Source organism: uncultured Cedecea sp. (assembly GCF_947498825.1).
Classification (GTDB): domain Bacteria; phylum Pseudomonadota; class Gammaproteobacteria; order Enterobacterales; family Enterobacteriaceae; genus JGM124.
Genome location: NZ_CANMLV010000001.1, coordinates 410840 through 437393 on the forward strand (window position 1 = coordinate 410840; position 26554 = coordinate 437393).

Below are 26554 nucleotides of genomic sequence, written 5' to 3' on the forward strand. Positions count from 1 at the left end.
CCAATCGTGAAAAATAATCTAAATTCCCTATTTCACGCGGATTAATGTGACATTCATCACCATTTTGTCGATTGGATAATTACTGGCAATGGATAATATGAGCGGAATAAACAGAACAGCACCAGGACACTATGATGGCATTGTCAGAGACCGATTCAGCAAAAGTCGATGCGTTTAACGCAAAACTAGCCACACTTATCGCCGCATTAGGTGGCGATCAAAATATTGAAAATATCACTCACTGTATGACTCGACTGAGATTCAAACTGATTGATGAATCGCTGACCAACAAGGCGAAACTTGAAGCTATTGATGGCGTCAAGGGGGTGGTGATAGCCCAAGGTCAGACCCAGGTGATTATCGGTGTTGAGGTGGAGAAATGGTTCAATGCCCTGTCCGGTAGCCACGCTGCAACTGGCGAAAAAGTTGACCCGAAGAGCGTTCAAAAAAAGGGCCAGCTCTTTCAGAATGCCATGCGTATCGTCGCCGGTATTTTTGGCCCGGTAGTACCGGCAATTGCCGGTTCAGGTATGTTAATGGGGCTGCTATCTGGCCTGATAGCCACCAATGTTATCTCTGAAAGCTCAGATACCGTGTTCTTTTTCCGGTCTATTTCCGTAGCGGTATTTTTCTTCTTACCGATGCTGGTTGCCTTTTCGGCGGCAAAAGTCTTCAAAGTTAACGAATATATTGCTCTGGCGGTTGCCGCGGCGATGATGGCTCCCAAATTGCTGGAGAAAGCCACTCAGCTTAAAGCCGATGGCCAAGTGCCAGAGCTTTCAGTATTTGGTTTTGTTCCTGTTGAGCTACTCAATTATGGCGGGGCTATTGTTCCGGCTATTTTAGCTGTCTGGGTATTATCCAAAATCACACCTTTTGTGGATAAATTTGTTCCCTCAACCGCGAAACCGGTATTCACACCGCTACTGGCATTTACCGTCACCTCTACGGTTGTGCTGTCCTTTGTTGCACCGGCAGGTATCTGGTTCAGTAATGGCGCAGGCTGGGTCGTTAGCTCCCTGCTTGATATCTCCCCGACACTGACAGGATTTGTCTTTGGTCTGACCCGCCCGATTACCATCGTCTTTGGTATTCACCACAGCATGACGCCTATCAGCCTGAATAACTTCGCGCTCTATGGCAAAGACCTGCTAATGCCGATTATGTGTTTAGCCAATATGGCTATTGCCGGGGCCACGGTTGCCGTATGGTATAAGCAACGTAAGCTTTCAACAAAAGAACAATCTTCCATCACGCTGGGTTCTGGAGTGACTGCTGTTTTGGGTATTACTGAACCGGCATTATTTGGTGTTCTGACTAAATATACTAAAGCCTTAGTCATGGCAAGCATCGCAGCCGGAGTATTCGGTGCCATCTCCGTAACGCTTGATACTCACTTAACCAGTTATATTTTATCCTCTGTATTCAGTTTACCCGCCTACTTAGCAGGTGGTACGCAGAACTTTATTCAAGCCATTTTGGGTGTCTGTGGGGTCTTTGCTCTGGCATTTATACTGACCGTTATGTTTGTCAGGGTCGATAATAAATAATCCGTATTAACGTCGTAAATAAGCCCTACTCTGTATAAAAAGGTAGGGCTTATTTTTTAACGTAATTTAGAACAGAGTACATCAGCAAAATATAAATTTAAATCAGAACTACTAAAACTGCCCTGAAATATCGCCATCGCTAACGTTTAATGTCAGCGACAGGTATAGTAACGGGCATATAAAAATTGATGATAGCCTGTGCTTTCATGACTTAGATTATCCAAGTAAAAAGTTTTTGATAAAATAAGCCCCGTCGTACAGGTTGCCATTCAACCCACAGACTCAAAATGGAGTTACTTTATGGAGTATAAAGTCTCCATGCGTAACTACACGACCCATTTTCACTCAGAAAAAACTTCCTATAACCGGAATCGTTTATTACTGCAGGCTAACCGAATTTTATACAAAACACAGGATGCTAACCTGAATCTGAGTTTCGTTTACCATAAAGAATCTCATGATGTTAAAAGCGGTATGCCTGCTAAAAATTCGTACCATTCATATTGGTTGATCCCTGGCGGTAACTATAACTTTACCGAGCAATTCTCTTTTGTATTCTGGGATGCCGTTTACTACTACGATAATGCGTTCTCAGGCCCAGGTATCAATGACTGGGAGTGGGAAAGTGAACATGGTTTCCAGTATAAATTTAACAACCAAGTCCAGGCAAAACTGATGTACTACCGCGATCAAACCTGGAACAGTCACGGCGACACCACCTGGGAGCAGAACCAGATCCGCGGCTATTTCCCTACCACAATTAATGAGCAGTGGAATATTCAGCCTTATTTCCGCTATTACCTTAATGAAAAGAGCTACAACACAGTGACCGGACAAACAACTAACCGCGCTGATACTGGCGGTCTGCGTTTAGGGCTGATTGTAAACTATAATTTGACGCCTAAAACTACGCTCTGGACCAACCTGGCCTGGGAGCAGACGCAATGGAAACACTCAAAAAACAGCCAGCAAGTACAGCTCACTCATGGACATGATAACACGCAGGATTTCCGTCTTTACGCTGTAGGTATTCGTCATACCTGGTAGCCCAACAATAATGCGTCAATATACCCGGAAAGATTTCTCCGGGTATCATGCTCCGCTTTACTGATAATATTAACTAGCTCGTCCCATCAGCATAGGCTCTCGCGAGTTTTCCCTTACCGCTGATAGTCACCGCCGGTTCACGGGCATCAATAAACGCCGACTCCCCTGCCATAAGCTGTAACTTATGCTCGCCATTACTCAAACTCACCTCCCCTGAAATGCAGAACAAAATAGCAGGACTCCCGGCAGGCAGAACTGTACCCGCCGTCTCAAGGGTGTAAACAGAGAAAGCAAAATCATCAACCGGAACCGGAAAATGCAGAGCCTGACCGTCACTCACCGGGGTCGTCAACCACTGCGGGGCGAGCTTTTCCTTAAAGGCTACGTTCGCGACTAATTCATTAATATCAATATATTTCTCTGTTAATCCGGCACGTAATACGTTGTCCGAGTTTGCCATGATCTCCAGCCCAACGCCTTCCAGATATGCATGGGGCGTTTGCGCAAACAGAAACATCGCTTCACCAGGTATCAACTTGATCAGGTTCAGGAGTAACGGTGAAAACAGTCCGCCGTCATTCGGGTAGTAAGTCGCTATAGTGCGTAGCGTGTCCCAAGGTTCCCCTTGGCACTTCTTGATCTGCTGGTTAAGCCGCGTCAGAGCATGAATTTTTTCATCCCCTTGCATCGCCAATAGTTCGGTGAATAGCAAACGCAGTGTATCCAGTTGCGGCTGGGTCAAAAAATCAGCAATAGCAGGATGAGCATCAGCAAGTGGCCGAAGTAAATTCGCAATCTCAGCCAGGCTACGAAAACCGTTCAGTGCCACAAAGGGAGTGAGGGCATAGACTAATTCAGGCTTATGGTTAGCATCTTTATAGTTTCTGGTCGCTGCATTACGCGGAATACCGGCAATATTTTCCCTGGCAAATCCTGCTTGTGCTGCCTGAAGATCAGGATGAACCTGAATCGAAAGCGGTTGTCCGGCACACAATACTTTAAATAAAAACGGCAATTCGCCAAAACGGCTAGCCACAGCTTCACCCAGTAATCCTAAGCTATCCTCGGCGATCAGCTCCTGCAGAGACAGACTGTATCCCCGAAAGTCTTCAGTCATCGAACTACCACTGGGATGAGCCCCCATCCATAATTCTGCCATTGGCTGATTTTCAGGATTGGGTATACCGTATAACGTGGTTAATGCGGTTTTGCTGCCCCAGGCGTAGTGTTGTACTTTATTAGTCAATTTGCGCATGATCGTTATTTCGCCTGAGCTCTGAGGGCAAGCCACGCGGCACCACGCATACCACTGCTGTCACCATGCTGTGCGTTAACGACCGGCGTCGAAAAGGTATCTGTGAAAACTAAAGGGGCGATTTCCAGGTCAATATTCTCAATCAGTACCGGCTCATTGGACAAGCCACCTCCGATAACAATAATATGTGGATCTATGGTATTGACGATAGTTGCCAGCAGCCTCGCCAGTTGATCTCGAAAACGTGCAATTTGCTTCCGCGCCATAACATCCCCCGCTTTAGCCAGAGCAATGACTTCAGGCGCACTGTGCATCAGACCCGATAAGCGGAAATATCGCTCTGCCAGTCCGGTGCCAGAGACAAAAGACTCACTGCAGTTATTTCTGCCACAGTAGCAAGTCACATCCGGCCCGTCTCGCTCAGGACTGAAACCCGGCAACGTGATATGACCGCATTCTGCGGCATTACCCCAGGCACCAGAAAAAAGCTGTTGATGAATCGCAATACCACCACCACAACCGGTGCCTAGCGTGATACCGAAAACCACCTCATGCCCCAGCCCTGCACCATCACAGGCTTCTGACAGAGCAAAACAATTGGCATCATTAGCGATAATAACCGACAGTCCAAGGCGGGCTTCTAAATCTGATTTCAGATCCTGTCCATTCAGTACCAGAATATTGGAATTTTTAATCTTGCCATTGACGGGAGAAATGCTTCCTGGCAACGCGATGCCAATAGCAAAAGGCGCGTTAATCTCTTTCTTGATAACCGTAATAAATGTCTCGAGTCCATCAAGAAATGAATGATAGGTCTCTTTTTCTGTTTCTTTACGATAACGACCAAGTTCAACGCCCGCATCATCAATAACCACGGCAGCCATTTTTGTGCCACCAATATCCAGCCCCAGATAAAACATATCATCTCCTGATAACTAAAAACCTGCCCGGACAAAAAAGAGTCTGTTTATTATATTTTATATCCAAAATAATTCGGGCTGCTTATCAGTGCGCCTCTCGCACGCAATATCCAGGCAGCCTGAAGTATCACTGACATACAGAATAAAGGCGAAACAATAGCCCTGCATGATTAATAATGCAGTAAACAGACTCAACACCACGGGTAATATTAGAAGTTGTATTTAAATCTTACACGCATACCGTAACGATCTTTATCATCGTGAGTTTCATTTGCATTAATACGAGACCAGTAAGCACCTAAATACACATCGAAATTATTCATATCCATAACATCACGAATACGATAAGAAGTATGAACAGTGTTAATGTCATACTTACCTAACAAGAAGTCACTGACGTTACTAGCATCAACGTTATTAACATTGAATTCTTTAACGTCATTTTTAGCATAAATATAACCCAATTCGAAATCATGCCAGAGTGCGTTAATTCCGGCGCTGAAGTCTTTCTCACCCGTCGCATCCATATAAGCGGTACTTAAATTAACAATCATACCGTCTTCAGGATTCGTTTTTTGTCCGTTCCAGCTAAACGTAGCGCCGTAACCATTACGTTTCGACTGGTTAACAAATTTACCATTACTGTCAATATAACCATAGGCATTATTGACAACGTTACTTTCCATGGCGATCGCAGCGGTGACATTATCCAGCATCAAAGCAACAACCGGACGCAGGTAAATGACATTTTTCTTATTTTCTAACGCATTGCCATGATAATTTTCATCCTGGAATAACGTGGTGCCATTACGTGATGAAGCGTTTAGTTCAAGATAGAGTGGACCGGTAGTTTGACTCAGTAATAACGCGCCACCCGAACTACGGCCACGACCTTCTTTCATCATATAAATATAGCCGTAGCCATCTTCATATAAATCATTGGCGGTATTCCCAGAGTACTCAATATAAGTGTCCTGGTTCAGCGGGAACATATCAAAGGCTTCATAGCGTCCGAGTTTTACCTTCCAGTCTTGCTCCTGACCAAAAAAGAAAGCTGCATCATCGAGTTTCATGGTGCCGGACAAGTCAGCCAGCGGCTGAACGGTGAAACCAGCAAACTGATTATTCGTCGATTTTCGGTAACCATCCAGCCCCATTAAAATACGGCCATTCACGTCCCAGCGTTCTGCATTTCCTGGCTTCCAGTCTTTACCCGAACTGGTTTTTAGCGAAGTTAACTGTCCTGTTCTACTTGCTGCATCGACATTAAATTCAACATCGCCATATAATTTAAGACTGCCTTGTGGAGTATCAAATGTTATTCCGGAAATAGCAGGAGCAGAGAGGATAAGTAGACTACAGAGTGAGAGTTTATATTTCATCATTAATTCCTTTATTATTTTTTAGATAGACCAACAGCAGAGATATAAGCGCATCGCAATGATGCGCCTCAGATTAAATAAAATTACAACACTTATCTTTAGAGAAAATACTTCTGCGATAACGCAATAAACTCAGCGAAGTTAGTACACTGGGTTAAATTCTCGATAACATCATCATCAAGAATATTGGTCAGGTAATCATAAATAACCATGCTATCGATAAATGCATCTTCACTGATCGCCAGCATAAAGACCATTTTGACATTTTTCCCCGTATCCCATTCAATACCTTCCGGGAATATGGCTACGGTTACCATAGTACTTAACGCAACCAACCCTAACGGATGTGGAATAGCAATTTTATCGGCCAGTAATGTTGAGGCGCGTTCTTCGCGTTCCAGAACAGAACCTAAATAGTGATTATCCACGCGCCCTTTCGACTCTAATTGTGAACAGAGAAAATTAATTAATGATTCTTTACTATGTTCACCATTATCAAAAACAAAAAAATGTTCTGCTGAAAAATAGTTTACCATCGACGTCGGCGGTGTATTATCCGGTGTTAAAAAGTATTTCATATTTTCCAGCTGCCATCTTTCAGGCAACGGAGGTAAATAAATAACCCGTTTGTTCTTCTCTTCAATGACACTGACCAGACTGATCACGATGTTTTCATCAATACATGACATCGCTTTGTATTGCTCCACCGAAATACAGCGATCAATATCAATGTGAGGATACATCCTGATAATTTTCTGGCAGACAATGCGCGTTGCAGCGCCCCCCTGCTCGCTGACCACCAGTGCACGGATGGTATTATCCGTGTCCAACAGATGTGTCTCTTCCAGAATGGCACCGATGTGCATGACCAGATAACCAATCTCATCATCGCTGATTTTGCCGCTAAAGAAAGGGTCCAGTTCACTGAAAGCGGTCAGGGTCATTTCATACATTAGCGGATAATGGCGTTTAATTTGTTCAATTAATGGATTAATAATAGTGATGCCATTATTTACCCGAATACGCATTGCCTTTATATGGTTAAGCAGATTTTTACGCGACAGATCATCGTAACTGACATTACAAAACCACGATGAACTGACATAACTCAGGAAGTGATTCATGATAGTACGTTCGATTTCATACAGACCTTGCTCCGGCGCATTCTCAAATACCGTTGAGCAAAAAGCAGTCAGATTCATCGACATATAGTCAATTTCACTCTGTGGAACGTGGGTTACCCTGTCCCCCAGCAGTAATGGCAATATATCTCCTGCAATACGTTTCAGATTAGGTTCACAAGCATCGAACTCATAATCCAGTAACCAGTTTCCACGACGAATACGCTCGCAGGTGATCCCGCATATCAGAGTGAAAAAGCGTAAATTGACGTCGCTCATCACCAGTCCATGCTTTACCACATAATGGCTCAGGATCTGCTTGATGTCAGACACTCTGACCGTAGAATCAAAGATTTCCTGATAATCCTCTTCTGACTCTTTGGCGCGTAATAAATGATCATAAGCACAGCGACGTAATGCAATTTCACTGCCGGATAACCTGAAGGTATCGGCACCTTCACTGCTGATACTCAAATCATAAAGGGAGAAGTGACGTTTCAGCAGTTGGATATCATTTCTCAGGCTATAGATACTGATAAACCAAGTTGATTCCAGCTCCTCCAAAGAGATCCCCGTATCCTGGCGCAGTAATAGCGCCAGTAATGTACGGCGACGTTCGCTCGTCGAACGGTTCTCTTTCCAGGGACTTTGTGACTTTTCAAGCAGCATTTGATGCCCACTCGGGTTATCAACCTGAATCGAAAATCCTTTTTTACGGCAATAAATGAGACTGTTTCCTGATTCAGCAAGGATATCGTTTAACGCTTTTAAATCGCTGCGGATAGTTCGCGTAGAGACATCCATCTCTTTTGCCAGGGCGGCCTGTGTCACGCTACCCTGGGCAATCTGGACGAAAATATCTCTGACTCGCTTATTAATAAACAGTCTCATGTTTTTCTCTTTACTCGATTTCTACGTATAACGTCTGTACATCATTCGGTTTAAGCGTCGCTCTTACTTGAACCGGTGTTGTCTCATCCAGTAACACATAGCGGGCTTTGCTCAGTGTCGGTATCGCCACTTGGGTGTCAAGGCTTGGATTATAGAATCGGACAATCAGCCCTTCTCCCTGTTCAGCACATTTGACAACACTGACCAGTGCATCCTGAGATCCGGTCGGAAGCGTTAGTAAGCTATATTCCTGCGGATAAGTCCGGTCTTCATCACTCAGGCAGAAACGCAGACGACCATTGAGGAAGTCACTATCCTGATAAACCGGGAAGGAGGTCAGAAACGTTTTAGAAACTCGGGCATGTTGTCCCTCATCAAAAGATCCCTGATAAATGCGCCAGGCAAAGTTGAAAGACAGCGGCCCCAGCAACTGAGCATCCGGTGTTGCGATAACTGACTCACCCGATGCACGCCCCGGACGATAGAGCAAATTCTCTTTACCCATAAAGCCAAACGAGCGGAACAGGGTGATGGCGATGGTATCAAAATTATCGCCGATAATTTCATATTCCCGGACACCATTAGTATGGAAGGTAAAACCGTGCTCATCATCATGCAGGTTAACGAAGCTTTGCATCGGCTCGATAGAAATCGGTTTTTCGTGCCAGTTTTCTGCTTCCCATACCTGCAAGGCATTACTTAACTGTACCGGGCGGGCAACCACACCAAACAGCTGATCGGCGTAAGAAACGTTCGCCATGATATCGGTTGCAAAATGGACGCACAAACGGTGGCTCAGTACCTGGTTATCCACATCAATAGCAAAGCGAATCATATCGTCTTGCTGCAGAGTGATACGCGCCGTCACCTTCATAGTTGAGCTGGCAATACCTTGTGCTCTCTCTTCCAAGTTACCCGGCACCTTCAACTCGTACCCGAGCAACAAAGAGTGATTCAGGTCATTACGCTCACAACTGGCGGTTGTCAGGCAATTTTCAGAGGTAATAACCCAGTCTCTGCGCGGTGGTGAATAGTTATAGGAGTCGCCGTCATCCCCATTTTCCACTAATAACATCTGGCGCGAATAGCGCTTGCCTGTTGCTTTCTGAGTAATTGAAACTAATCCGTTATCTTCCAGTTCAATACGGTAGAACGCGTTCTCAATCATCCGGGCGCTGTCCCGTACCGACTGGCTGGCACCATCACCAGTAAAATCAAGAGACCAGCGGGTATATCCCAGAGCGGGTAGCAGCCCACTGTTCACCGTAATCTTCGTACGACAGACCTTCTCAGGTTTATGGTATGGCTTACCCGGATTAAGACGAATAGTCTGGTTCAGTACATAACTGGTCAAGTCCGTCTGTTCTTCAATGATATAGGGCAGTGCATTACCCGCTGCATCTCTCAGAGTGAACGGCAGCCCCGGTAACCAAGCCTCAAAGGTAATTTGTGGCGCAGTCTGACTGGTCAGGGGGTTAAATACCGTGAAGGTATAATCGTGCTCGCGCGGAGTACGAATCGCAATCAGCCGGGTATGTAACTCCAGCAGATTGACCGCCAGATCACGCGCCTGCTTATAACGGAAGAATACATCCTGGTTAGTATCATCGCTATTACAGCCGCCAATACTGTCGTGGGCAGCGTTGTAGAACATCAGTTTCCAGATATCTGCGACAATTTTTGACGGATATTCATGTCCAAGACTGCGACTGATTGCCAGAACCGGTTCAAGGGTGTTCACCAATAAGGCTTCAATCTCATTGTTAAGCAGCTTCAGGTCAGCCCGGCAAGAGAAAATGGTTTTATGAACACGGGAGTGTTTACCCTCGGTTAATTCACCTTGAAGCACTCGCACGTCGCCACCCGTCTCTTTTTCCAGGGCTTCAATAAACGCCATTGGGCTGCTGATTTGATAATGACGCTCGCTGTCGCAGGCGTTGAACTGCTCTACCAGTGCTGGCAGGTTTTCACGCACCGGCGCCTGGTCAAATCCATGTGGGTAAAGCAGATGAGTACGATTGCTGCGGGCTTCAATTGGCGACATTTTCTCATTCAAAAAATTTGCCATTGTTTCCGGGGTTTCATCCAGCGGACCACCATAGTGATAACCCCAAGGCATTTGCACCGCAAATACCTGATCGCCATTATCGCCCTGCCAGATAAATTCAGTTTCCCGTAAGGTATTATCGGCAATACCACGCCAGAATAGCGCATGGTTAATACCAAATTGTTTATAAATCTGTGGCATATTTCCGCCCTGACCAAAACAGTCAGGAACATAACCCAGGGCCATATTATGCCCTGCATCAGTGGCAACTTTAATTCCGTACCACAGATTACGTACTACCGATTCCTGATGAATAACTAACTGGTCGGTTTGTGTATACCAGGGCCCCGTCAGCAAACGTTTTTCTGCAATAAGTTGATATAAAACTTCTTTATCTTCAGGGGCCCATTGCAGGTAACTTTCAATTAAAGCACTTTGCGCATCCAGCAGATAACAGGGAAAATCATTATTACTTTCAAGTATCCGAATAACATTTTTAATATGATTAAAAAGATAGATACGTGAGCGTGACGTCGTGAAATACCACTCCTGATCCCAGTGAGTATGACTGTAAATATGGACAATTTTATTTTTCATACAATTTCTCCCTTCGCGCAAAGTGCAGCTATTAATCAAATTTTATTTCAATTTCTTCAGTGGCTTTATTTTCGCCCGGCTTAGCAGGAGATTCATCTTCATTGAAGTTCACCAGCATATTCGCGCCAAAGGCAATAACTGCTGCACCAACGAAAGCGCCGATAAAATAAGCCCAAGAGTTACCAACAGTAAAACCACCGTATAATCCACCCAGGGGAGGCATAACAGGATAAGCTTTTAACAAGGCAACAGTTACCGTACCCAGAACACCCGCCAGCACATTAAGCGGAATTAAGCGCGCAGGATTACGTAGAGTGAAAGGTATCGCACCTTCAGAAATACCGAGAATACCCATAATAACAGAACCATTACCGGCTTCTTTCAGTGTCTGGCTGTAGTTATTCGGACGTAAGAAACGCGCCGCGGCATAACCAAGAGGTGGAATAATAATCGCCACGTTAACCAGAATAGCAGGAAGATAAACGCCACTTAAAAACAGCACGTTGGCCGTACCCCATGCCGCTTTGTTAACCGGGCCACCAAGATCAAAACAGATCATGCCCCCGAGAACTGCAGCCAGCACCAGCGTGCTGGTCCCGTCTTCGGTCATCTCTTTGACCCAAGTCATCAGAGCGGTATTTAACCAGCTAAGCACATCGCCCAGCAGGAGCAACATCACCAGAACTTGCAGGCCAACAGTGATAAACGGCAGAATAATCAACGGGACAGAGCTTGCAGCAGAGCCGGTAATCCGAATTTTGCGTGATACCCACTCAGCAGAATAACCCGCCAGTAAGCCACCCACGACTGCGCCGAGGAAGCCAGAACCTGTCAATGAGGCAATCAGTCCGGCAGCAAAACCCGCAGAGAGGCCTTTTTTTCCGGCAATGGAGTAAGCAACATAGGCACCGAGTACATAATTCATCAGGCCAATGATTTTAAAGCCAATATCCTGAGTCAGATACAGCCAGTTTTCCAGACCGCTGCTATTGGCAAAAGCATCAAGATTGGATTCGCCAATAGCCAGACCAATAATTTTGGCCACTGCTACCATCAGTGAACCGGCAATAATGACAGGCAATGCGTAGGAAATACCTGTCATAAGATGATTCTTTATATCTATCATTATTTTTTTCATAAAATCACCCAGTCTATTTACTCTGACGCGCCTCAACGGCCGTCACACATTTCGTGATAACATCAGAGGCATGGCTTACGCATTGCCCGATTTTTACCCGAATGATAATTTTTCCGGCAAAACGTTCTTCTTCTTCAATGGAACGGTCAGCAGCAATAAGAACAAAATCTGCTGCTTCAATTTCTGCGGCAGAGATTTTATTTAAAATACCCATCGCACCTTGTTGTTCCATTTTTACTTGATGGCCCAGACGAGCACCTTCTTTTTCCAGTGATTTAGCAGCCATTGGGGTATGTGCTAAACCTGCAATACAGGATGTAACGCCAACAATATTCATGCTTCTTCCTCAATTGCGATACGAGATTTCATATATTGGAATAACTCTTCTTCATCATTAATTGCGAATAATTGCTCTCTAAATTCGTCGTCAATAATTTCGCTGGCAAGGCTATTAATTATTTGTAAATGCAATACTTTGGCACCCGCCTCAGGAACTAGCAGACCGAAAATAATTTGTACTGGCTGATCGTCAAGACTTTCCCAGTCAATAGGTTTTACCAGGCGAATAAAGATCACCCCCGCCTGAGAAACATTGGCTGTTTTAGCATGGGGAATAGCTATTTGATTTTCAAAGCCAGTAGAATATTGATTTTCACGCTCCCAAAGGTCCGCTTCAATTTTATTCACATCCTCAGCCCAGCCTTGGGTAACAGCATGCGATGCCAGGAAATGAAAAATCTCCTTTTTATCCTTGAAGCGCTGATTTAAAAAAATATTGTCTCTGGCAATGAGCATATCGGTACCTCTGATCCCTGTATTAATTCAATTATGTTGATTGAGATACTAAATCTTATTTTGTCGATAAACAGACAGGCGTTTTCCGCCTCAAAGAGGAAACACCTTCTATCGAAGGGATAAAAAGGGCGAGCCGGATCATAAAACGACCATGAAATGTGACTCACATCATGTTTTTTGAGGGGGAAAGATGAAATTCAGAAAGCCAATATTGGGATCTACAGCCTTGTATGAGGCGTTTTTTCGGGTGAATTCTGAACAAGTGATGTGAGGAGAATAGCAATGAGGCAGCAAGATGAAAGAGATACAGGGCGGTTTATTGCCTGAATAAGCAATAAGCGGAAAGCAAGAACAGGTCACGATCCCCTGGTCTCGCTGCTTTACTTATCAAATCAAAAAAAGATAACTCAGGAAGATGACTCAGGTTTTGACGGTTTAATACGCTGGGTTAAACCGCGTAAGAAATAGCGCAGAAACTGATCGCCACATTCACGATAGTTCTTATGATCCGGGTTACGCATCATGGCAGTGATCTCAGGCATGCCAATACGGAACTCTTGCTCAGTCAGTATTTCCAGTACGTCGTCTGATTTCAGTTCAAAAGCAATACGCAGTTTTTTGAGCACAATGTTATTGGACATTTTGCGCTCAATTTTGGGGGCGGGTTTACTTTCATCTTTTCCGCGACGGAAATAGATAAGACCGTTAAGAAATTGCGCCATCACGATATCCGGGCAGCTGCTGAACCCCTCTTCGTCTTCTTTCTTTACCCATGTGGCTATTTGGGCAGGCAGAACCTCAGTATCGGTGAGTGCCAGAATAGCAACGATTTGATCATTGTTCAGGTTCAGCATGTAGCGCACAGCGCGCAAGACATCATTATTTAGCATGGAGCAAAGTCTCGAGATTTAAAACGGGCAGTATATAGATCTGCGATGATATTGTAATGAAAACCGCAGCAGTTTTTCTTGCTGCCAGCCAGCGGGAACCAGATTGTTCCCGCCGTGATTGAAGTGCCGTTATACTGCGCGGAAAGCAATCTCACCCGGAATGATTTCACCATTCCAGTACAAGTCTGCTGCTATACGTCCCGCAAGCTGGCGATAGAGTTCGGTAAACTCACTTTCCGGACGACTGACAACGGTCGGCGTTCCGGCATCAAGATCCTCCCGAAGCGAGATATGCAGCGGTAGTTGCCCAAGTAACTGAGTGTTGTACTGCTCAGCCAGTTTTTCAGCCCCACCGGTACCAAAGATAGGCTCATGGTGTCCGCACTGACTGCAAACATGCATACTCATATTTTCAACAATGCCCAGAACCGGCACTTCTACTTTCTCAAACATCACAATGCCTTTTTTCGCATCGATCAGCGCGATATCTTGTGGTGTTGTAACGACGACAGCCCCAGTAACCGGAATATTTTGTGCCAGCGTAAGCTGAATATCCCCCGTACCCGGAGGCATATCGATAACTAAATAGTCCAGGTCTGGCCACAGGGTTTCCTGAAGCATCTGCATCAGCGCTTTACTGGCCATCGGCCCACGCCAGACCATCGCGTTTTCGTCAGTCACAAGATAACCAATGGAATTCGTTGCCAGTCCAAAGGCTTCAATCGGTGCCATATGCTTGCCATCGGGTGAACTCGGGCGCTGATGCTCAGTACCCAGCATATTGGGGATCGACGGACCGTAAATATCCGCATCAAGAATACCGACTTTTGCACCTTCAGCGGCAAGCGCCAGCGCCGTATTAACCGCGGTGCTCGACTTCCCGACACCACCTTTACCTGAGGTGATAGCAATAATGTTTTTCACACCATTAATGCCCGGCTGGTTTTTTACCCGCTTCAGGGTCGCGATTTTATGGCGTAGCGACCATTCAATGGTTTTAGCGCCCGTCATACTGACCAAGTCATGACTACAGCTTTGCTTCAGAGCCTCAAAGCCACTGCGCCAGGCAAAAGGTAACTGCAACTCAATATGCAGTATGCCATCGAGCATAGCGACATGGTGTAACGCATTTAACGTGGTGAGATTATGTTTTAAGGTCGGATGTTTAAAATTAGCCAAGGTTCCGGCAACAATAACGTTCAGTTGATCCGGGGATAAGCTGGAGGGTGATTGCGGGTTCATCCCAACTCCTTAAGGTTTTATCGGACATTGCAATCCCCTCATCATACCAGAAAGCGTGGCAGCAATTCATATTGACGCTGGATTTTGCTAAACAAATGCCAATCCGGTAATATCAAAACCCCTTTTCTATTCAGAAGATGCAATTCCTACTATGGCTCAAACCGCGAAAAAAATATTGGTAACGTGCGCTCTGCCGTACGCAAACGGCTCAATCCACCTCGGTCACATGCTGGAGCATATTCAGGCTGATGTCTGGGTCCGTTACCAACGAATGCGCGGCCACAAGGTAGACTTTATCTGCGCCGATGATGCCCACGGCACGCCAATCATGCTGAAAGCACAGCAGTCAGGAATCAGCCCTGAGCAGATGATTACCGAGATGAGTAAGGAGCATCAAACTGATTTTGCTGGGTTTGATATCAGTTATGATAACTATCACTCAACGCACAGCGAAGAAAACCGTGAGCTTTCTGAGTTAATTTACGGCCGTCTGAAAGAGAACGGTTTTATTAAAAACCGCACTATCTCGCAGCTTTACGATCCGGAAAAAGGCATGTTCCTGCCCGATCGTTTTGTAAAAGGCACCTGCCCTAAATGTAAAGCCCCGGATCAGTATGGCGATAACTGTGAAGTGTGCAGTGCCACTTATAGTCCTACCGAACTTATTGAACCTAAATCGGTTATTTCCGGCGCCACGCCGGTGATGCGTGATTCAGAGCACTTCTTCTTTGACTTACCTGCATTCAGCGAAATGCTGCAGGCCTGGACCCGCAGCGGCGCCCTGCAAGAGCAGGTGGCGAACAAAATGCAGGAGTGGTTCGAATCAGGTCTGCAACAGTGGGATATTTCCCGCGATGCGCCTTACTTTGGCTTTGAAATTCCGAATGCGCCGGGCAAGTACTTTTACGTCTGGCTGGATGCCCCTATCGGCTATATGGGATCGTTTAAAAACCTGTGTGATAAACGCGGGGATACCACTAGCTTTGATGAATACTGGAAACAAGACTCTGATGCCGAGCTGTATCACTTTATCGGCAAAGATATCGTCTATTTCCACAGTTTGTTCTGGCCCGCGATGCTGGAAGGCAGCCAGTTCCGTAAACCGAGCAACCTGTTCGTTCACGGTTATGTCACGGTAAATGGCGCGAAGATGTCTAAGTCTCGTGGCACCTTTATTAAGGCCAGCACCTGGCTGAAACACTTGGATGCCGATAGCTTACGTTATTACTACGCCGCTAAACTCACACCAAATATCGATGATATCGACCTGAATCTGGAAGATTTCGTTCAGCGTGTTAACAGCGATATCGTCAATAAAGTGGTTAACCTTGCGTCACGTAATGCCGGGTTTATCGCTAAACGTTTTGACGGCCAGTTAGCCGCTGAAGTGGCCGATCCTGAGCTGTATAAAACCTTTACTGATGCCGCAGAAAGTATTGGCGAAGCCTGGAATAATCGGGAATTCGGTCGTGCGGTGCGTGAAATTATGGCTCTGGCTGACAGCGCTAACCGGTATGTGGATGAACAGGCTCCTTGGGTGGTTGCCAGGCAAGAAGGTCAGGATGCGAAACTGCAGGCTATCTGCTCGATGGGTATCAATTTATTCCGCGTCTTGATGACCTATCTGAAACCGGTATTACCTTCACTCAGTGCGCGTTCTGAAGCCTTCCTGAATACAGAGCTGGCATGGGACGGTATTTACAGCCCGCTAATCAATCATAAAGTGAATACCTTTAAAGCGCTGTACAACCGTATTGACATGAAACAGATTGAAGCGCTGGTTGAAGCCTCTCAGGAAGAGGTCAAAGCCTTGTCAACGCCTCTCGTCAGTGGCCCGCTGGCTGATGAGCCGATTCAGGAAACCATCAGCTTTGACGACTTCGCTAAAGTCGACTTGCGTATTGCACTGATTGAAAATGCCGAGTTTGTTGAAGGCTCTGACAAACTGCTGCGCCTGACGCTGGATCTGGGTGGTGAGAAACGTAATGTCTTCTCGGGTATCCGTGCCGCTTATCCTGACCCGGAAACGCTGAAAGGCCGTTTAACGGTAATGGTTGCCAACCTGGCTCCGCGTAAAATGCGCTTTGGTGTCTCGGAAGGTATGGTTATGGCCGCAGGCCCTGGCGGTTCAGATATCTTCCTGTTAAGCCCGGATAGCGGCGCACAGCCGGGGATGTCCGTTAAATAAGACGTTATGTTCAGGGTGACATGCTCTGACCGGGACTTAACTCTGATGCCGGTGACCTGAGGTTACCGGTATTTTTTTAACGGCTGGCGCGGCCAGAGAAAACAGTAAAACCGAGTTGAGTCGTGTAGTAGTCAATCGCTCTGTCGTAATCATCCACAACAATAACCACATATCCTATGCATTTTTTCTGTGTTCTCATCACCCATTCCTTTCGTTCAGAAAACGCCCCAAAGTTGCAACCTTGTGCAACCACGTTAAATGTTACCTGATATGCAAGTATGATAATGAATAAAATGTTAATGAATGGATTGCTTAAAGAAGGCGATGGAAACCGCGAAATTTTTTCTCCGAGGCAGTTAACACTTTTTAAAGGTGCAACCTTGAAAAACGTGAGGGAGTGCAACCTCTGGAAAATGGCTGTCTACTCGGGAACAAAGTTAGTGTAGGAAATATGTTAAATCGATTGGAAGCGACCTTCACTTCCGGCAGGGTAAAAAATGACAAGCCACGGTATTGTCAGTATGTGATTTTGGAGAGTTTTGATGTCTATAAGTACACCGTTGTTAGTGACATTTTGTATCTATATTTTTGGCATGTTATTGATTGGGATATTGGCATGGCGTTCAACCAAAAACTTTGACGATTATATTCTCGGTGGCCGCAGTCTGGGTCCGTTCGTTACCGCGCTTTCCGCTGGCGCATCAGATATGAGCGGCTGGCTACTGATGGGCCTGCCGGGAGCCATTTTTCTGTCGGGGATTTCCGAAAGCTGGATAGCTATAGGGCTGATACTGGGCGCATGGATCAACTGGAAATTAGTGGCTGGACGTTTACGCGTACACACCGAGTTCAATAATAACGCCCTGACACTGCCAGACTATTTCTCCAGTCGTTTCGAAGATAAAAGTCGTATTCTGCGTATTATTTCCGCAGCGGTGATCCTGGTATTTTTTACTATTTATTGCGCATCAGGGATTGTGGCCGGGGCTCGCCTGTTCGAAAGCACCTTTGGTATGAGCTACGAATCTGCGCTTTGGGCAGGGGCTGCTGCAACTATTCTGTACACCTTTATTGGCGGCTTCCTGGCGGTAAGCTGGACCGATACGGTGCAAGCAAGTCTGATGATTTTTGCTCTGATCCTTACCCCAGTCATGGTGATTATTGGCGTAGGAGGATTTGAAGAGTCTCTGGAAGTCATCAAACAAAAAAGCATTGAGAATGTGGATATGTTCAAAGACCTGAACTTCGTGGCCATTATATCCCTGCTGGGCTGGGGTTTAGGTTACTTTGGCCAGCCTCATATTCTCGCGCGCTTTATGGCGGCAGATTCTCACCACAGTATTACTCATGCACGACGTATCAGTATGATCTGGATGATTTTGTGTTTGGCGGGAGCCGTAGCGGTGGGATTCTTCGGTATTGCTTACTTCGGCAACAACCCGCTGCAGGCCGCACAAGTTGACCAAAATGCTGAACGGGTGTTTATCGAACTGGCACAAATTCTGTTTAATCCATGGATCGCCGGTATTCTGTTATCGGCGATCCTTGCCGCCGTCATGTCAACATTAAGCTGCCAGTTGCTGGTATGCTCCAGTGCAATCACCGAAGATTTATATAAGGCATTTCTGCGTAAGAATGCCAGTCAGAAAGAACTGGTTTGGATTGGACGCGTAATGGTACTGGTCGTGGCGCTGGTCTCTATTGCACTGGCCGCTAATCCAGAAAACCGCGTTCTTGGTCTGGTGAGTTATGCCTGGGCAGGCTTTGGTGCTGCATTTGGCCCGATAGTCCTGTTCTCTGTCATGTGGTCACGCATGACGCGTAACGGGGCGCTCGCCGGGATGATTATTGGTGCAGTCACCGTCATTGTCTGGAAACAGTTTGCCTGGTTAGGTCTGTATGAAATTATTCCGGGCTTTGTATTCGGTAGCATTGGCATAGTGGTGTTCAGCTTGCTGGATAAAGTGCCTTCTGCAGCCATGCATAAACGTTTTGTCGAAGCGGATGAATATTATCACTCTGCACCAGCATCACCTTTACAGACAAAATAATCTGCTTATTGCCTCAACATGCATCAAAGGGATAGTCGTCACACGCTATCCCTTTGGTGTTAAAAAAATTAAAAGTACAGGGTTGGTATCACCGTGCTCAAGTTTTTAATTCAGGCTGCAAGGCAACTGACTTCGACATCGATGGCCTTGCATTATCGCGTAAAATTAAACGGTAGTGGCCTGCCCGACACGTTTATCCTTAAGAAAGATGAACATCAGTCCAAGCCAGAACATGCCTCCCAGCAGGCTTATTAGATTAAACGCCCCTGCGCCACCAGCGATATAAGCATGTTTACTGAGCTCAATGCCGACAGTAAAGATAAGCATCTGGATCATGCCCATGGCCGCCGCCACGGTTCCTTTACTCATCTCGCTGGAAAACAGCGTCAGACGTACCAGCCCGGCATTCGCAATACCGATACCAAAGGCATAAATGCTTAAACCTGCCGTCATCCACAGATAAGCATGAGAGGAGATGACCGTCGCGATTGCCGCCACTGCCAGACCCGGCACAATCCACCAGCCCCCCATAATCACCAGACTTCGTACACTACGGCGAGAGGTTAGTTTTGCCAGCACCAGGTTACCGGCAATCAGTGCACCAAAAACAGGTACCTGCAATAATCCGTACTCATAAGTACTGAGTTGTTCACCGCTGATAATAATAACCGGGGACTGGGCAATCCAGGTGAGCAATGGCAGGCTGACAAAACCCAGCCCCAGAGAACCGGCAATAAAACGCACGTTCTTCAGCACTTGTTTATAGTCATGCCATAGCGCAGAGAATGAAAGCTTCTCACCTATGCGCGTTGCCGTTTCGGGCATGGCTTTATTCAAACCAAAGAACGCAATTGCCCCAAGAACAGCAAACAGAATAAACATCGTTTCCCAGGGGGCAACATGAACCCATACCGCACCAACCAAGGGTCCTAACAACGGGGCAATCAATGCGACGTTAGCCATTAGCGCGGTGATCTTTATGCACACAGCCTCTTCAAAAGACTCCTGAATAGCGGCATATCCCACTGCGCCAATAAAACAGAGGCTAATTCCTTGCAGAAAACGCAGTACGGTAAACTGCTCGATATTTTGCGCCAGCAGTGTCGCAAGGCACGTGACGATAAACCATACCACGCCTACTAACATCACCGGGCGTCTGCCAATACGATCCGAAAGAGGCCCCAGTAACCATTGTAAAAACATACCGCCGGCCAGATAAGCGGTCATTGAGGTCGGAACCCACTCAATACCGGCCTGATATTGTTCCACGACGGCCAGCATTCCGGGCTGGATCATATCGTTGGCAATGTAGGTGGAAAACTCATAAAGCACCAGACAGAGCGGGAACAAAAGCGCCTGACGCCCTAAAGATTTATTAGCTGTCTTATTATTTGGCATTGAAAACTCAGAAGGTAAAAATACGCAGTGTCGCTAAGCGCCCTGCATAGATTATAATGGAAGTCGGTAATAAACATTTTTGTAGTTCAGCCGGCAAATGATAACTCATTTTTGTTACGTTTTTATTAACCCCTTGAGAATATTTTGCTGTTATTATCCTGTTTATACCCACGATAACTCGCGTTACCTGCAGGCGACAAGTTCAACCCCTTGATGAGTATATACCCAAAATAATTCGAGTTGCTTGTAGGCGCGAAGTGAGGCGCGTCGATGAGCATAGATACACTCTGTGATTCGGCGGGCTGGACGCAGGCAACACCCAAGCAACTTGAAGTATGACGGGTATAGATAACTATTTGATTCGACGGGCTAAGTACAGGCAATGCCCAGGCGACTTGAAGTATGACGGGTATACGCAAAACCAGGATAATGCTGCTTTATCTTAGCAGGCGACGTCTCTATATTTTGTCGTTTTGCCTGTGTTACCACTGGGAACCTTTACTGGCAGCCTTAACGACTGTCAATATTTATGCGGCTATAGCGAATAACGCTATTTTGCCTGCTTGTTTAGGAACAGAACATATTATGATGGAAACTCTCGATCAGTCGCTTTTTTTATGGATCAATGCGACACCGGATTCACCCACATGGTTGTTAAGACTCGCGGCACTTACCGCCAAAGACTTGATTCTGATTGTGCCTATTCTGAGTGCAATATTTTGGTTGTGGGGGCCTACAGGTCAAATGAAGGTCCGCCGTCAGCTGGTCGTCAAAGTAGTGATAGCCGTAGCCATCGGCCTTTTCTTATCCTGGCTGATTGGTAAAATTTACCCTCACGATCGCCCTTTCATCAGCGGAATTGGCTATAACTTCTTACCGCATAAAGATAACTACTCGTTCCCAAGTAATCACGGCACGATCATTTTCACCTTTGCCCTCGGCTTTTTATTCTGGTATCGCTTATGGTCCGGTATTGCGTTGATGGCTGTTGGTGTAGCGATTGCCTGGTCACGCGTCTATCTCGGTGTTCACTGGCCTCTGGATATGGTCGGTGGTTTCCTGGTCGCCCTGCTCTCTTGCGCTCTGACCCAGTTGACTTGGTCAGTATGTGGAGTGTTTATTTATCGGCGTCTGCATCAGTTACACCGAATCGTCTTTGCTCGCTTGATTCGTAGAGACTGGATACGCGGCTAACTGTCATGAAACGTCATTGCTGATAGAATATGTTATCTTTCAGACTGAATCTGATTGATCAGATTCAGTCTGAGTATGTTGCCAGTAAAATAACCACGAATTGGGGTAACAAAGCGTCAATGTATTGATTCTTTGTTATTTATTCTGGCCCGGTATTCCGGGTTTTTTCATGTCCGGAGAGCACTATGGAAATCCGACGTAACGGTCGTATTACTCGTCTGATTCAAGCGCTAAAACAGGCAGATAAAATACATCTGAAAGATGCCGCCGAACTTCTGGGGGTCTCTGAGATGACTGTTCGTCGTGATCTAAGCGATAACGATGGCCCTCTGGCACTTCTGGGCGGCTATATTGTCATCGAACCCCGGGTAGCCAGCCATTACTTGCTCAACGATCAGCAAGCCTTGAAAATATCGGAGAAACGCCACGCAGCGAAACTGGCCGCCGAATATGTACATCCCCACCAAACCGTTTTTTTCGATTGCGGCACCACAATGCCCTATATTATCGAAGCTCTGGACGATGCCCTGCCTTTTACCGGTCTATGTTATTCACTAAATACTTTTCTGGCTCTGCAGAAAAAACCACACTGTCGGGTTATCTTAAGCGGTGGGGAGTTTCATTCCAGTAATGCCATTTTCAAACCGATTAATTTCCAGGAGTGTCTCAACAATCTCTGCCCGGATATCGCGTTTCTGTCTGCCGCCGGCGTTCATATCCGTCAGGGGGTGACCTGCTTTAATCTTGATGAGTTACCGGTGAAGCAATGGGCACTGGCGATGGCACAGCAGCGTGTATTAGTCGTTGATGACAGTAAATTTAATCAAGTTCGCGCCGCGTGTATGGGCCCGCTGACAGCTTTTGACACCCTGATAACCAATGAAAGACCCGCTGAAGCCTTTGTTGACTATGCTGCAGCGGGAGATCTTAATCTGATCTGGTAAGGCTATCAGGAAAACCAGCCACCAAACCAACTGTGCAGCTTCATTAATATAAAGTCCCAGATTCGACCAAAGAAGCCCGCTTCTTCAATCGTTTCCATCACCAGTAACGGACGCTGCTCAATAACATTACCGTTCAGCTGAAAATCAATCGTTCCGACCACTTGCCCGGCTTTCAGAGGAGCTGTCAGTTGCGGTTCATTCAGCGTGTAACTTGCTCTGAGGTTTTTTAGCTGACCTCGCGGAATCGCTACTGAGCCCCCTTCCCCGGCACCGAGGTTGACTTCACTCTTATCACCAAACCATACGCGTTGAGTCACAAAGGTTGCATTGGGTTTGATTGGTGTGACAGTTTCAAAGAAGCGGAAACCCCACGTCAGCAGCTTTTCGCTTTCATTAAACCTGATACGATCAGTTTTCGCTCCCAATACCACCGAAATCAGCCGCATATCACCTTGTGTTGCAGAAGCGACCAGATTATAGCCAGCGCCGGCAGTGGTGCCTGTTTTCAGGCCGTCGACATTCAGATTAGTGCTCCACAACAGACGGTTGCGGTTTGGTTGTTTGATATTATTGAAGGTGAATTCTTTTTCTTTATGAATGGCGTACTCTTCTGGTACATCATGGATCATGGCTCGAGCCAGAGAGGCCATATCACGTGCGGTACTATATTGTCCTGGCGAATCAAGACCATGTACCGTTTTAAACATCGTATTAGTGAGTTTTAACTGTTGGGCATAACTGTTCATCAAACTGATAAACGAATCCTGACTGCCTGCCACATAGTCAGCAATAGCAATACTGGCATCGTTTCCTGATTGAATAATCACCCCTTTATTAAGGTTTTCTACAGAAACCAAATCACCCGGTTTCAGAAACATTAAAGAGGAGCCTCGCAGTTCAGGGTTCCCCGTTGCCCAGGCATCTTTGCCTACAGTGACAATATCATTGAGGTTTATCTTGCCGTTTTTCAGGGCCTGCCCAACAACATAACTGGTCATGATTTTCGTTAAGCTGGCAGGATCAAGTTTTTCGTCAGCACTACCTTCTGCCAGCACCTGACCACTTGAGTAATCCAGTAAGATCCATGCTTTTGCATCAATTTGCGGAGCATCGGCTATCTGAGTAGCACTCAATGCCGGAGCTGTGACCAACAGTAAGGTCGTTCCTGCGATAACAGCGCGTATCATTGCAGGCATTTGCAAGCTCTTCATAAAACCACCTGAATATCCATTTAAAGAAATGACGGCACGCGCCGCCGCGAAACCTATTCCAGGATGAGAGTAATAACCCAGCTATCCGCTAAAATAAACGGTAGCCTTGGTAAAGTTTATTAAGTTTATGCTATCTCCCGCTCACATGCCTATGTTGCTGCTCATTTTTTCGGACTTTATCACCGTGATGAGTCATATTGAGCGTCTGTTACTTTCAGTAAGCTGACATCAGGCCGTCGTTAAGCCATACTCAAAACCTCACTAATCCAAAGGAAAGATGATGATTACTGTTTGGGGAAGAGATAATTCTACGAATGTAAAAAAAGTGCTCTGGTGCCTGGAAGAATTGAATTTATCCTGTCATTCCATTCCTGCTGGTGGCCAGTTTGGCCTTACTCATGATGCAGAATATCTGGCGATGAACCCTAATGGCCTGGTTCCTTGTCTGCATGATGATGCTCACGGACTCACGTTGTGGGAATCGAACACCATTGTTCGTTACCTGGCGGCAGAATACGGTACAGGCTCACTGTGGCTGGATAGTCCGGCAGCCCGGGCAAAAGGTGAAAAATGGATGGACTGGACCGCAACCACGCTTGCAGGCCCGCATCGCGATGTGTTTATCAGTCTGGTACGTTTTACACCTGAACAGCAAGACTCAGAACTGATTGCCAGAGGTATCGCCGCTTGTAATCAACAATTTGCCATTGTTGATGCAGAACTGGCGCGAAAAAAATGGCTGGGGGGTGACACTTTCGGGCCTGGCGATATCGCGCTTGGTCCTGTCATCTATAATTTATTTAGTCTGAATATTGAGTGGGATAGTGCTCCCCATTTACAGCGCTGGTATCAGCAACTGACCCAGCGCCCGGCATTCCAGAAAAAAATCATGATTGGCATTAGCTAACCTCTATTCGCGGCGGGTTCAGGTATATTTACACTGCCTGCCCCGCTTTTTGTGCTTCAAAGGCATCAAAAAACCATTCATTTTCATATGACTACATTAATCACACCGACTCACGCCCTCCATCGGGTACTGACATATCTTCTATGGACATCTCCCCAAAATCATTCGAGTTGTATGACAAACATTCACGTTTTGAACAACGCAAAGCGTTGACCCGTCAGGGCGAGACTCATTTATGAGTCTCGTAACGCGGCAAGTGAGAGGATCCCAATAAGCTTACGGAGGTAAGTGATTCAGGTGAGCGACGCACAGGCAACTTGAAGTATAACGGGTATAGCTGTCAGGTTGAGGGGTATGTATAATCCCCGTCAATTGTGTGCAATGTATAGAATAATAAAATGGCAAAGATTGGATTTTTATCGTTAGGCTGTCCGAAAAACCTTGTGGATTCTGAGCGGATCCTGACGGAACTTCGGACTGAAGGCTATGAAGTCGTACCGAGTTACGATGATGCCGATATGGTTATCGTCAACACCTGTGGTTTCATTGACAGTGCAGTGCAAGAGTCATTAGAAGCTATTGGAGAAGCACTAAAAGAGAACGGTAAAGTGATTGTTACCGGCTGTCTGGGTGCTAAAGAAGATCAAATTCGTGAAGTTCATCCTAAGGTGCTGGAAATTACCGGCCCTCATAGTTATGAACAAGTACTGGAGCATGTACACCACTATGTTCCCAAGCCACAACATAATCCATTTTTGAGTCTGGTACCCGAGCAAGGTGTAAAATTAACACCTCGTCATTATGCCTACCTGAAAATTTCTGAAGGCTGCGACCACCGTTGTACCTTCTGTATTATTCCGTCAATGCGCGGTGATTTAGACAGTCGCCCAATCGGTGATGTGCTTGCAGAAGCGAAACGCTTAGTCGAGTCTGGTGTTAAAGAATTGCTGGTTATCTCTCAGGATACATCAGCGTACGGCGTTGACGTTAAACACCGTACCGGGTTCTGGAATGGTGCACCAGTTAAAACCAGTATGGTCAGTTTGTGCGAACAGCTCTCTAAGCTGGGTGTCTGGACGCGTCTACACTATGTTTATCCTTATCCGCATGTTGATGATGTGATCCCCTTAATGGCCGAAGGAAAAATCCTGCCTTATCTGGATATTCCTCTTCAGCATGCCAGTCCGCGCATTCTTAAGTTAATGAAGCGTCCGGGTTCAGTCGATCGTCAATTGCAGCGTATCAAACAATGGCGCGAGATCTGCCCGGACTTGACCCTGCGTTCAACCTTCATCGTAGGTTTCCCGGGAGAAACAGAAGAAGACTTCCAGATGCTGCTGGACTTCCTGAAAGAAGCTCGCCTCGACAGGGTCGGCTGCTTTAAATACAGCCCGGTTGAAGGTGCAAAAGCCAACGAACTGCCCGATCCTGTGCCGGAAGATGTCAAAGAAGATCGCTGGAATCGCTTTATGCAACTCCAGCAACAGATTTCCGCCGAACGTCTGCAAGAGAAAGTGGGCCGTGAAATTCTGGTAATGATTGATGAAGTTGATGAAGAAGGTGCGATAGGCCGCAGTATGGCTGATGCCCCTGAAATTGACGGTGCAGTCTACTTAAACGGGACCACCAAGGTGAAACCAGGGGATGTCGTGCGCGTCAAAGTTGAAAACGCCGATGAATATGACCTGTGGGGTTCACTGGTCTGATAAATGTGTACCTCAAATAATTCGAGTTGCTTGTAGGTGCCAAGCTCATGCCGTCAATGAACATAGATACACTATGTGAT

General features: G+C 46.2%; 20 protein-coding genes and 1 pseudogene. 8 read left to right on the plus strand and 13 right to left on the minus strand.

The window, feature by feature from the left end:
- Positions 1–131 precede the first annotated feature (131 nt).
- Both Q1A40_RS02070 and Q1A40_RS02075 read left to right on the plus strand, forming a co-directional pair.
- Positions 132–1550 carry a PTS transporter subunit EIIC gene (locus tag Q1A40_RS02070; protein ID WP_299997142.1) on the plus strand — a complete coding sequence of 473 codons (1419 nt, stop codon included), beginning with the start codon at positions 132–134 and terminating at the stop codon, positions 1548–1550.
- Positions 1551–1817: 267 nt separating this feature from the next.
- Entirely contained in the window at positions 1818–2597 is a 780-nt protein-coding gene (locus Q1A40_RS02075; RefSeq protein ID WP_299997869.1) for an OmpG family monomeric porin, read from the plus strand.
- A 73-nt stretch (positions 2598–2670) separates the two neighbouring features.
- Here Q1A40_RS02075 and manA read toward each other — a convergent pair whose 3' ends face one another.
- The 10 genes from manA to apbC all read right to left on the minus strand — a co-directional run bounded on the left by manA (position 2671) and on the right by apbC (position 14875).
- Entirely contained in the window at positions 2671–3852 is a 1182-nt protein-coding gene (gene manA, locus Q1A40_RS02080; protein ID WP_299997145.1) for a mannose-6-phosphate isomerase, read from the minus strand.
- A gap of 5 nt (positions 3853–3857) precedes the next feature.
- Positions 3858–4772 (minus strand): ROK family protein, encoded by a 915-nt coding sequence (locus Q1A40_RS02085; RefSeq protein WP_299997148.1) that lies wholly within the window; start codon positions 4770–4772, stop codon positions 3858–3860.
- A 209-nt stretch (positions 4773–4981) separates the two neighbouring features.
- Positions 4982–6154, minus strand: a complete 1173-nt coding sequence (locus Q1A40_RS02090) for a carbohydrate porin (protein WP_299997871.1) — start codon at positions 6152–6154, stop codon at positions 4982–4984.
- A 98-nt stretch (positions 6155–6252) separates the two neighbouring features.
- Positions 6253–8166, minus strand: coding sequence for a PTS sugar transporter subunit IIA (locus tag Q1A40_RS02095; protein ID WP_299997152.1), 1914 nt, complete (start codon positions 8164–8166; stop codon positions 6253–6255).
- 10 nt (positions 8167–8176) lie between these two features.
- The gene (mngB, locus tag Q1A40_RS02100) at positions 8177–10810 is read right to left on the minus strand and encodes a mannosylglycerate hydrolase (RefSeq protein ID WP_299997155.1); all 2634 of its coding nucleotides are present in this window, start codon (positions 10808–10810) and stop codon (positions 8177–8179) included.
- 31 nt (positions 10811–10841) lie between these two features.
- On the minus strand, positions 10842–11948 hold the full coding sequence (locus Q1A40_RS02105) for a PTS fructose transporter subunit IIC (protein WP_299997158.1): 1107 nt from the start codon (positions 11946–11948) through the stop codon (positions 10842–10844).
- 13 nt (positions 11949–11961) lie between these two features.
- On the minus strand, positions 11962–12285 hold the full coding sequence (locus Q1A40_RS02110) for a PTS fructose transporter subunit IIB (protein ID WP_299997161.1): 324 nt from the start codon (positions 12283–12285) through the stop codon (positions 11962–11964).
- Complete coding sequence (locus Q1A40_RS02115) at positions 12282–12743, minus strand: PTS sugar transporter subunit IIA (protein ID WP_299997164.1); 462 nt, start codon at positions 12741–12743, stop codon at positions 12282–12284. Before Q1A40_RS02115 ends, Q1A40_RS02110 begins: the two co-directional genes overlap by 4 nt.
- Before the next feature lie 407 nt (positions 12744–13150).
- Positions 13151–13633, minus strand: coding sequence for a DUF1456 family protein (locus tag Q1A40_RS02120; RefSeq protein ID WP_299997166.1), 483 nt, complete (start codon positions 13631–13633; stop codon positions 13151–13153).
- A 129-nt stretch (positions 13634–13762) separates the two neighbouring features.
- Positions 13763–14875: an iron-sulfur cluster carrier protein ApbC gene (gene apbC / locus Q1A40_RS02125; protein ID WP_299997169.1), complete on the minus strand. Its 1113-nt coding sequence runs from the start codon at positions 14873–14875 to the stop codon at positions 13763–13765.
- 151 nt (positions 14876–15026) lie between these two features.
- On the opposite strand from apbC, the gene metG reads away from it, so the two are divergent.
- A complete protein-coding gene (gene metG, locus Q1A40_RS02130) occupies positions 15027–17063 on the plus strand; it encodes a methionine--tRNA ligase (RefSeq protein ID WP_299997171.1) in 2037 nt (678 codons plus the stop codon).
- A gap of 100 nt (positions 17064–17163) precedes the next feature.
- Here metG and Q1A40_RS02135 read toward each other — a convergent pair.
- Positions 17164–17262 (minus strand): annotated as a pseudogene (locus Q1A40_RS02135) (VOC family protein); the annotation flags it as partial.
- 343 nt (positions 17263–17605) lie between these two features.
- On the opposite strand from Q1A40_RS02135, the gene putP reads away from it, so the two are divergent.
- Positions 17606–19114, plus strand: a complete 1509-nt coding sequence (putP, locus tag Q1A40_RS02140; protein WP_299997174.1) for a sodium/proline symporter PutP — start codon at positions 17606–17608, stop codon at positions 19112–19114.
- Positions 19115–19279: 165 nt separating this feature from the next.
- Here putP and Q1A40_RS02145 read toward each other — a convergent pair whose 3' ends face one another.
- Positions 19280–20512, minus strand: a complete 1233-nt coding sequence (locus Q1A40_RS02145) for an MFS transporter (RefSeq protein ID WP_299997177.1) — start codon at positions 20510–20512, stop codon at positions 19280–19282.
- A gap of 585 nt (positions 20513–21097) precedes the next feature.
- Between Q1A40_RS02145 and ybjG the strand changes: the two genes are divergently transcribed.
- Positions 21098–21706: an undecaprenyl-diphosphate phosphatase gene (gene ybjG / locus Q1A40_RS02150; RefSeq protein WP_299997874.1), complete on the plus strand. Its 609-nt coding sequence runs from the start codon at positions 21098–21100 to the stop codon at positions 21704–21706.
- A gap of 185 nt (positions 21707–21891) precedes the next feature.
- Positions 21892–22650: a DNA-binding transcriptional repressor DeoR gene (deoR, locus tag Q1A40_RS02155; RefSeq protein WP_299997179.1), complete on the plus strand. Its 759-nt coding sequence runs from the start codon at positions 21892–21894 to the stop codon at positions 22648–22650.
- A gap of 5 nt (positions 22651–22655) precedes the next feature.
- On the opposite strand, the gene dacC is transcribed toward deoR, so the two are convergent.
- The gene (gene dacC / locus Q1A40_RS02160; RefSeq protein ID WP_299997876.1) at positions 22656–23846 is read right to left on the minus strand and encodes a serine-type D-Ala-D-Ala carboxypeptidase; all 1191 of its coding nucleotides are present in this window, start codon (positions 23844–23846) and stop codon (positions 22656–22658) included.
- Positions 23847–24141: 295 nt separating this feature from the next.
- Here dacC and Q1A40_RS02165 point away from each other — a divergent pair, with 295 nt between their 5' ends.
- On the plus strand, positions 24142–24768 hold the full coding sequence (locus Q1A40_RS02165; RefSeq protein WP_299997878.1) for a glutathione S-transferase family protein: 627 nt from the start codon (positions 24142–24144) through the stop codon (positions 24766–24768).
- A gap of 398 nt (positions 24769–25166) precedes the next feature.
- Positions 25167–26474, plus strand: coding sequence for a 30S ribosomal protein S12 methylthiotransferase RimO (gene rimO, locus Q1A40_RS02170; RefSeq protein ID WP_299997181.1), 1308 nt, complete (start codon positions 25167–25169; stop codon positions 26472–26474).
- Positions 26475–26554 lie beyond the last annotated feature (80 nt).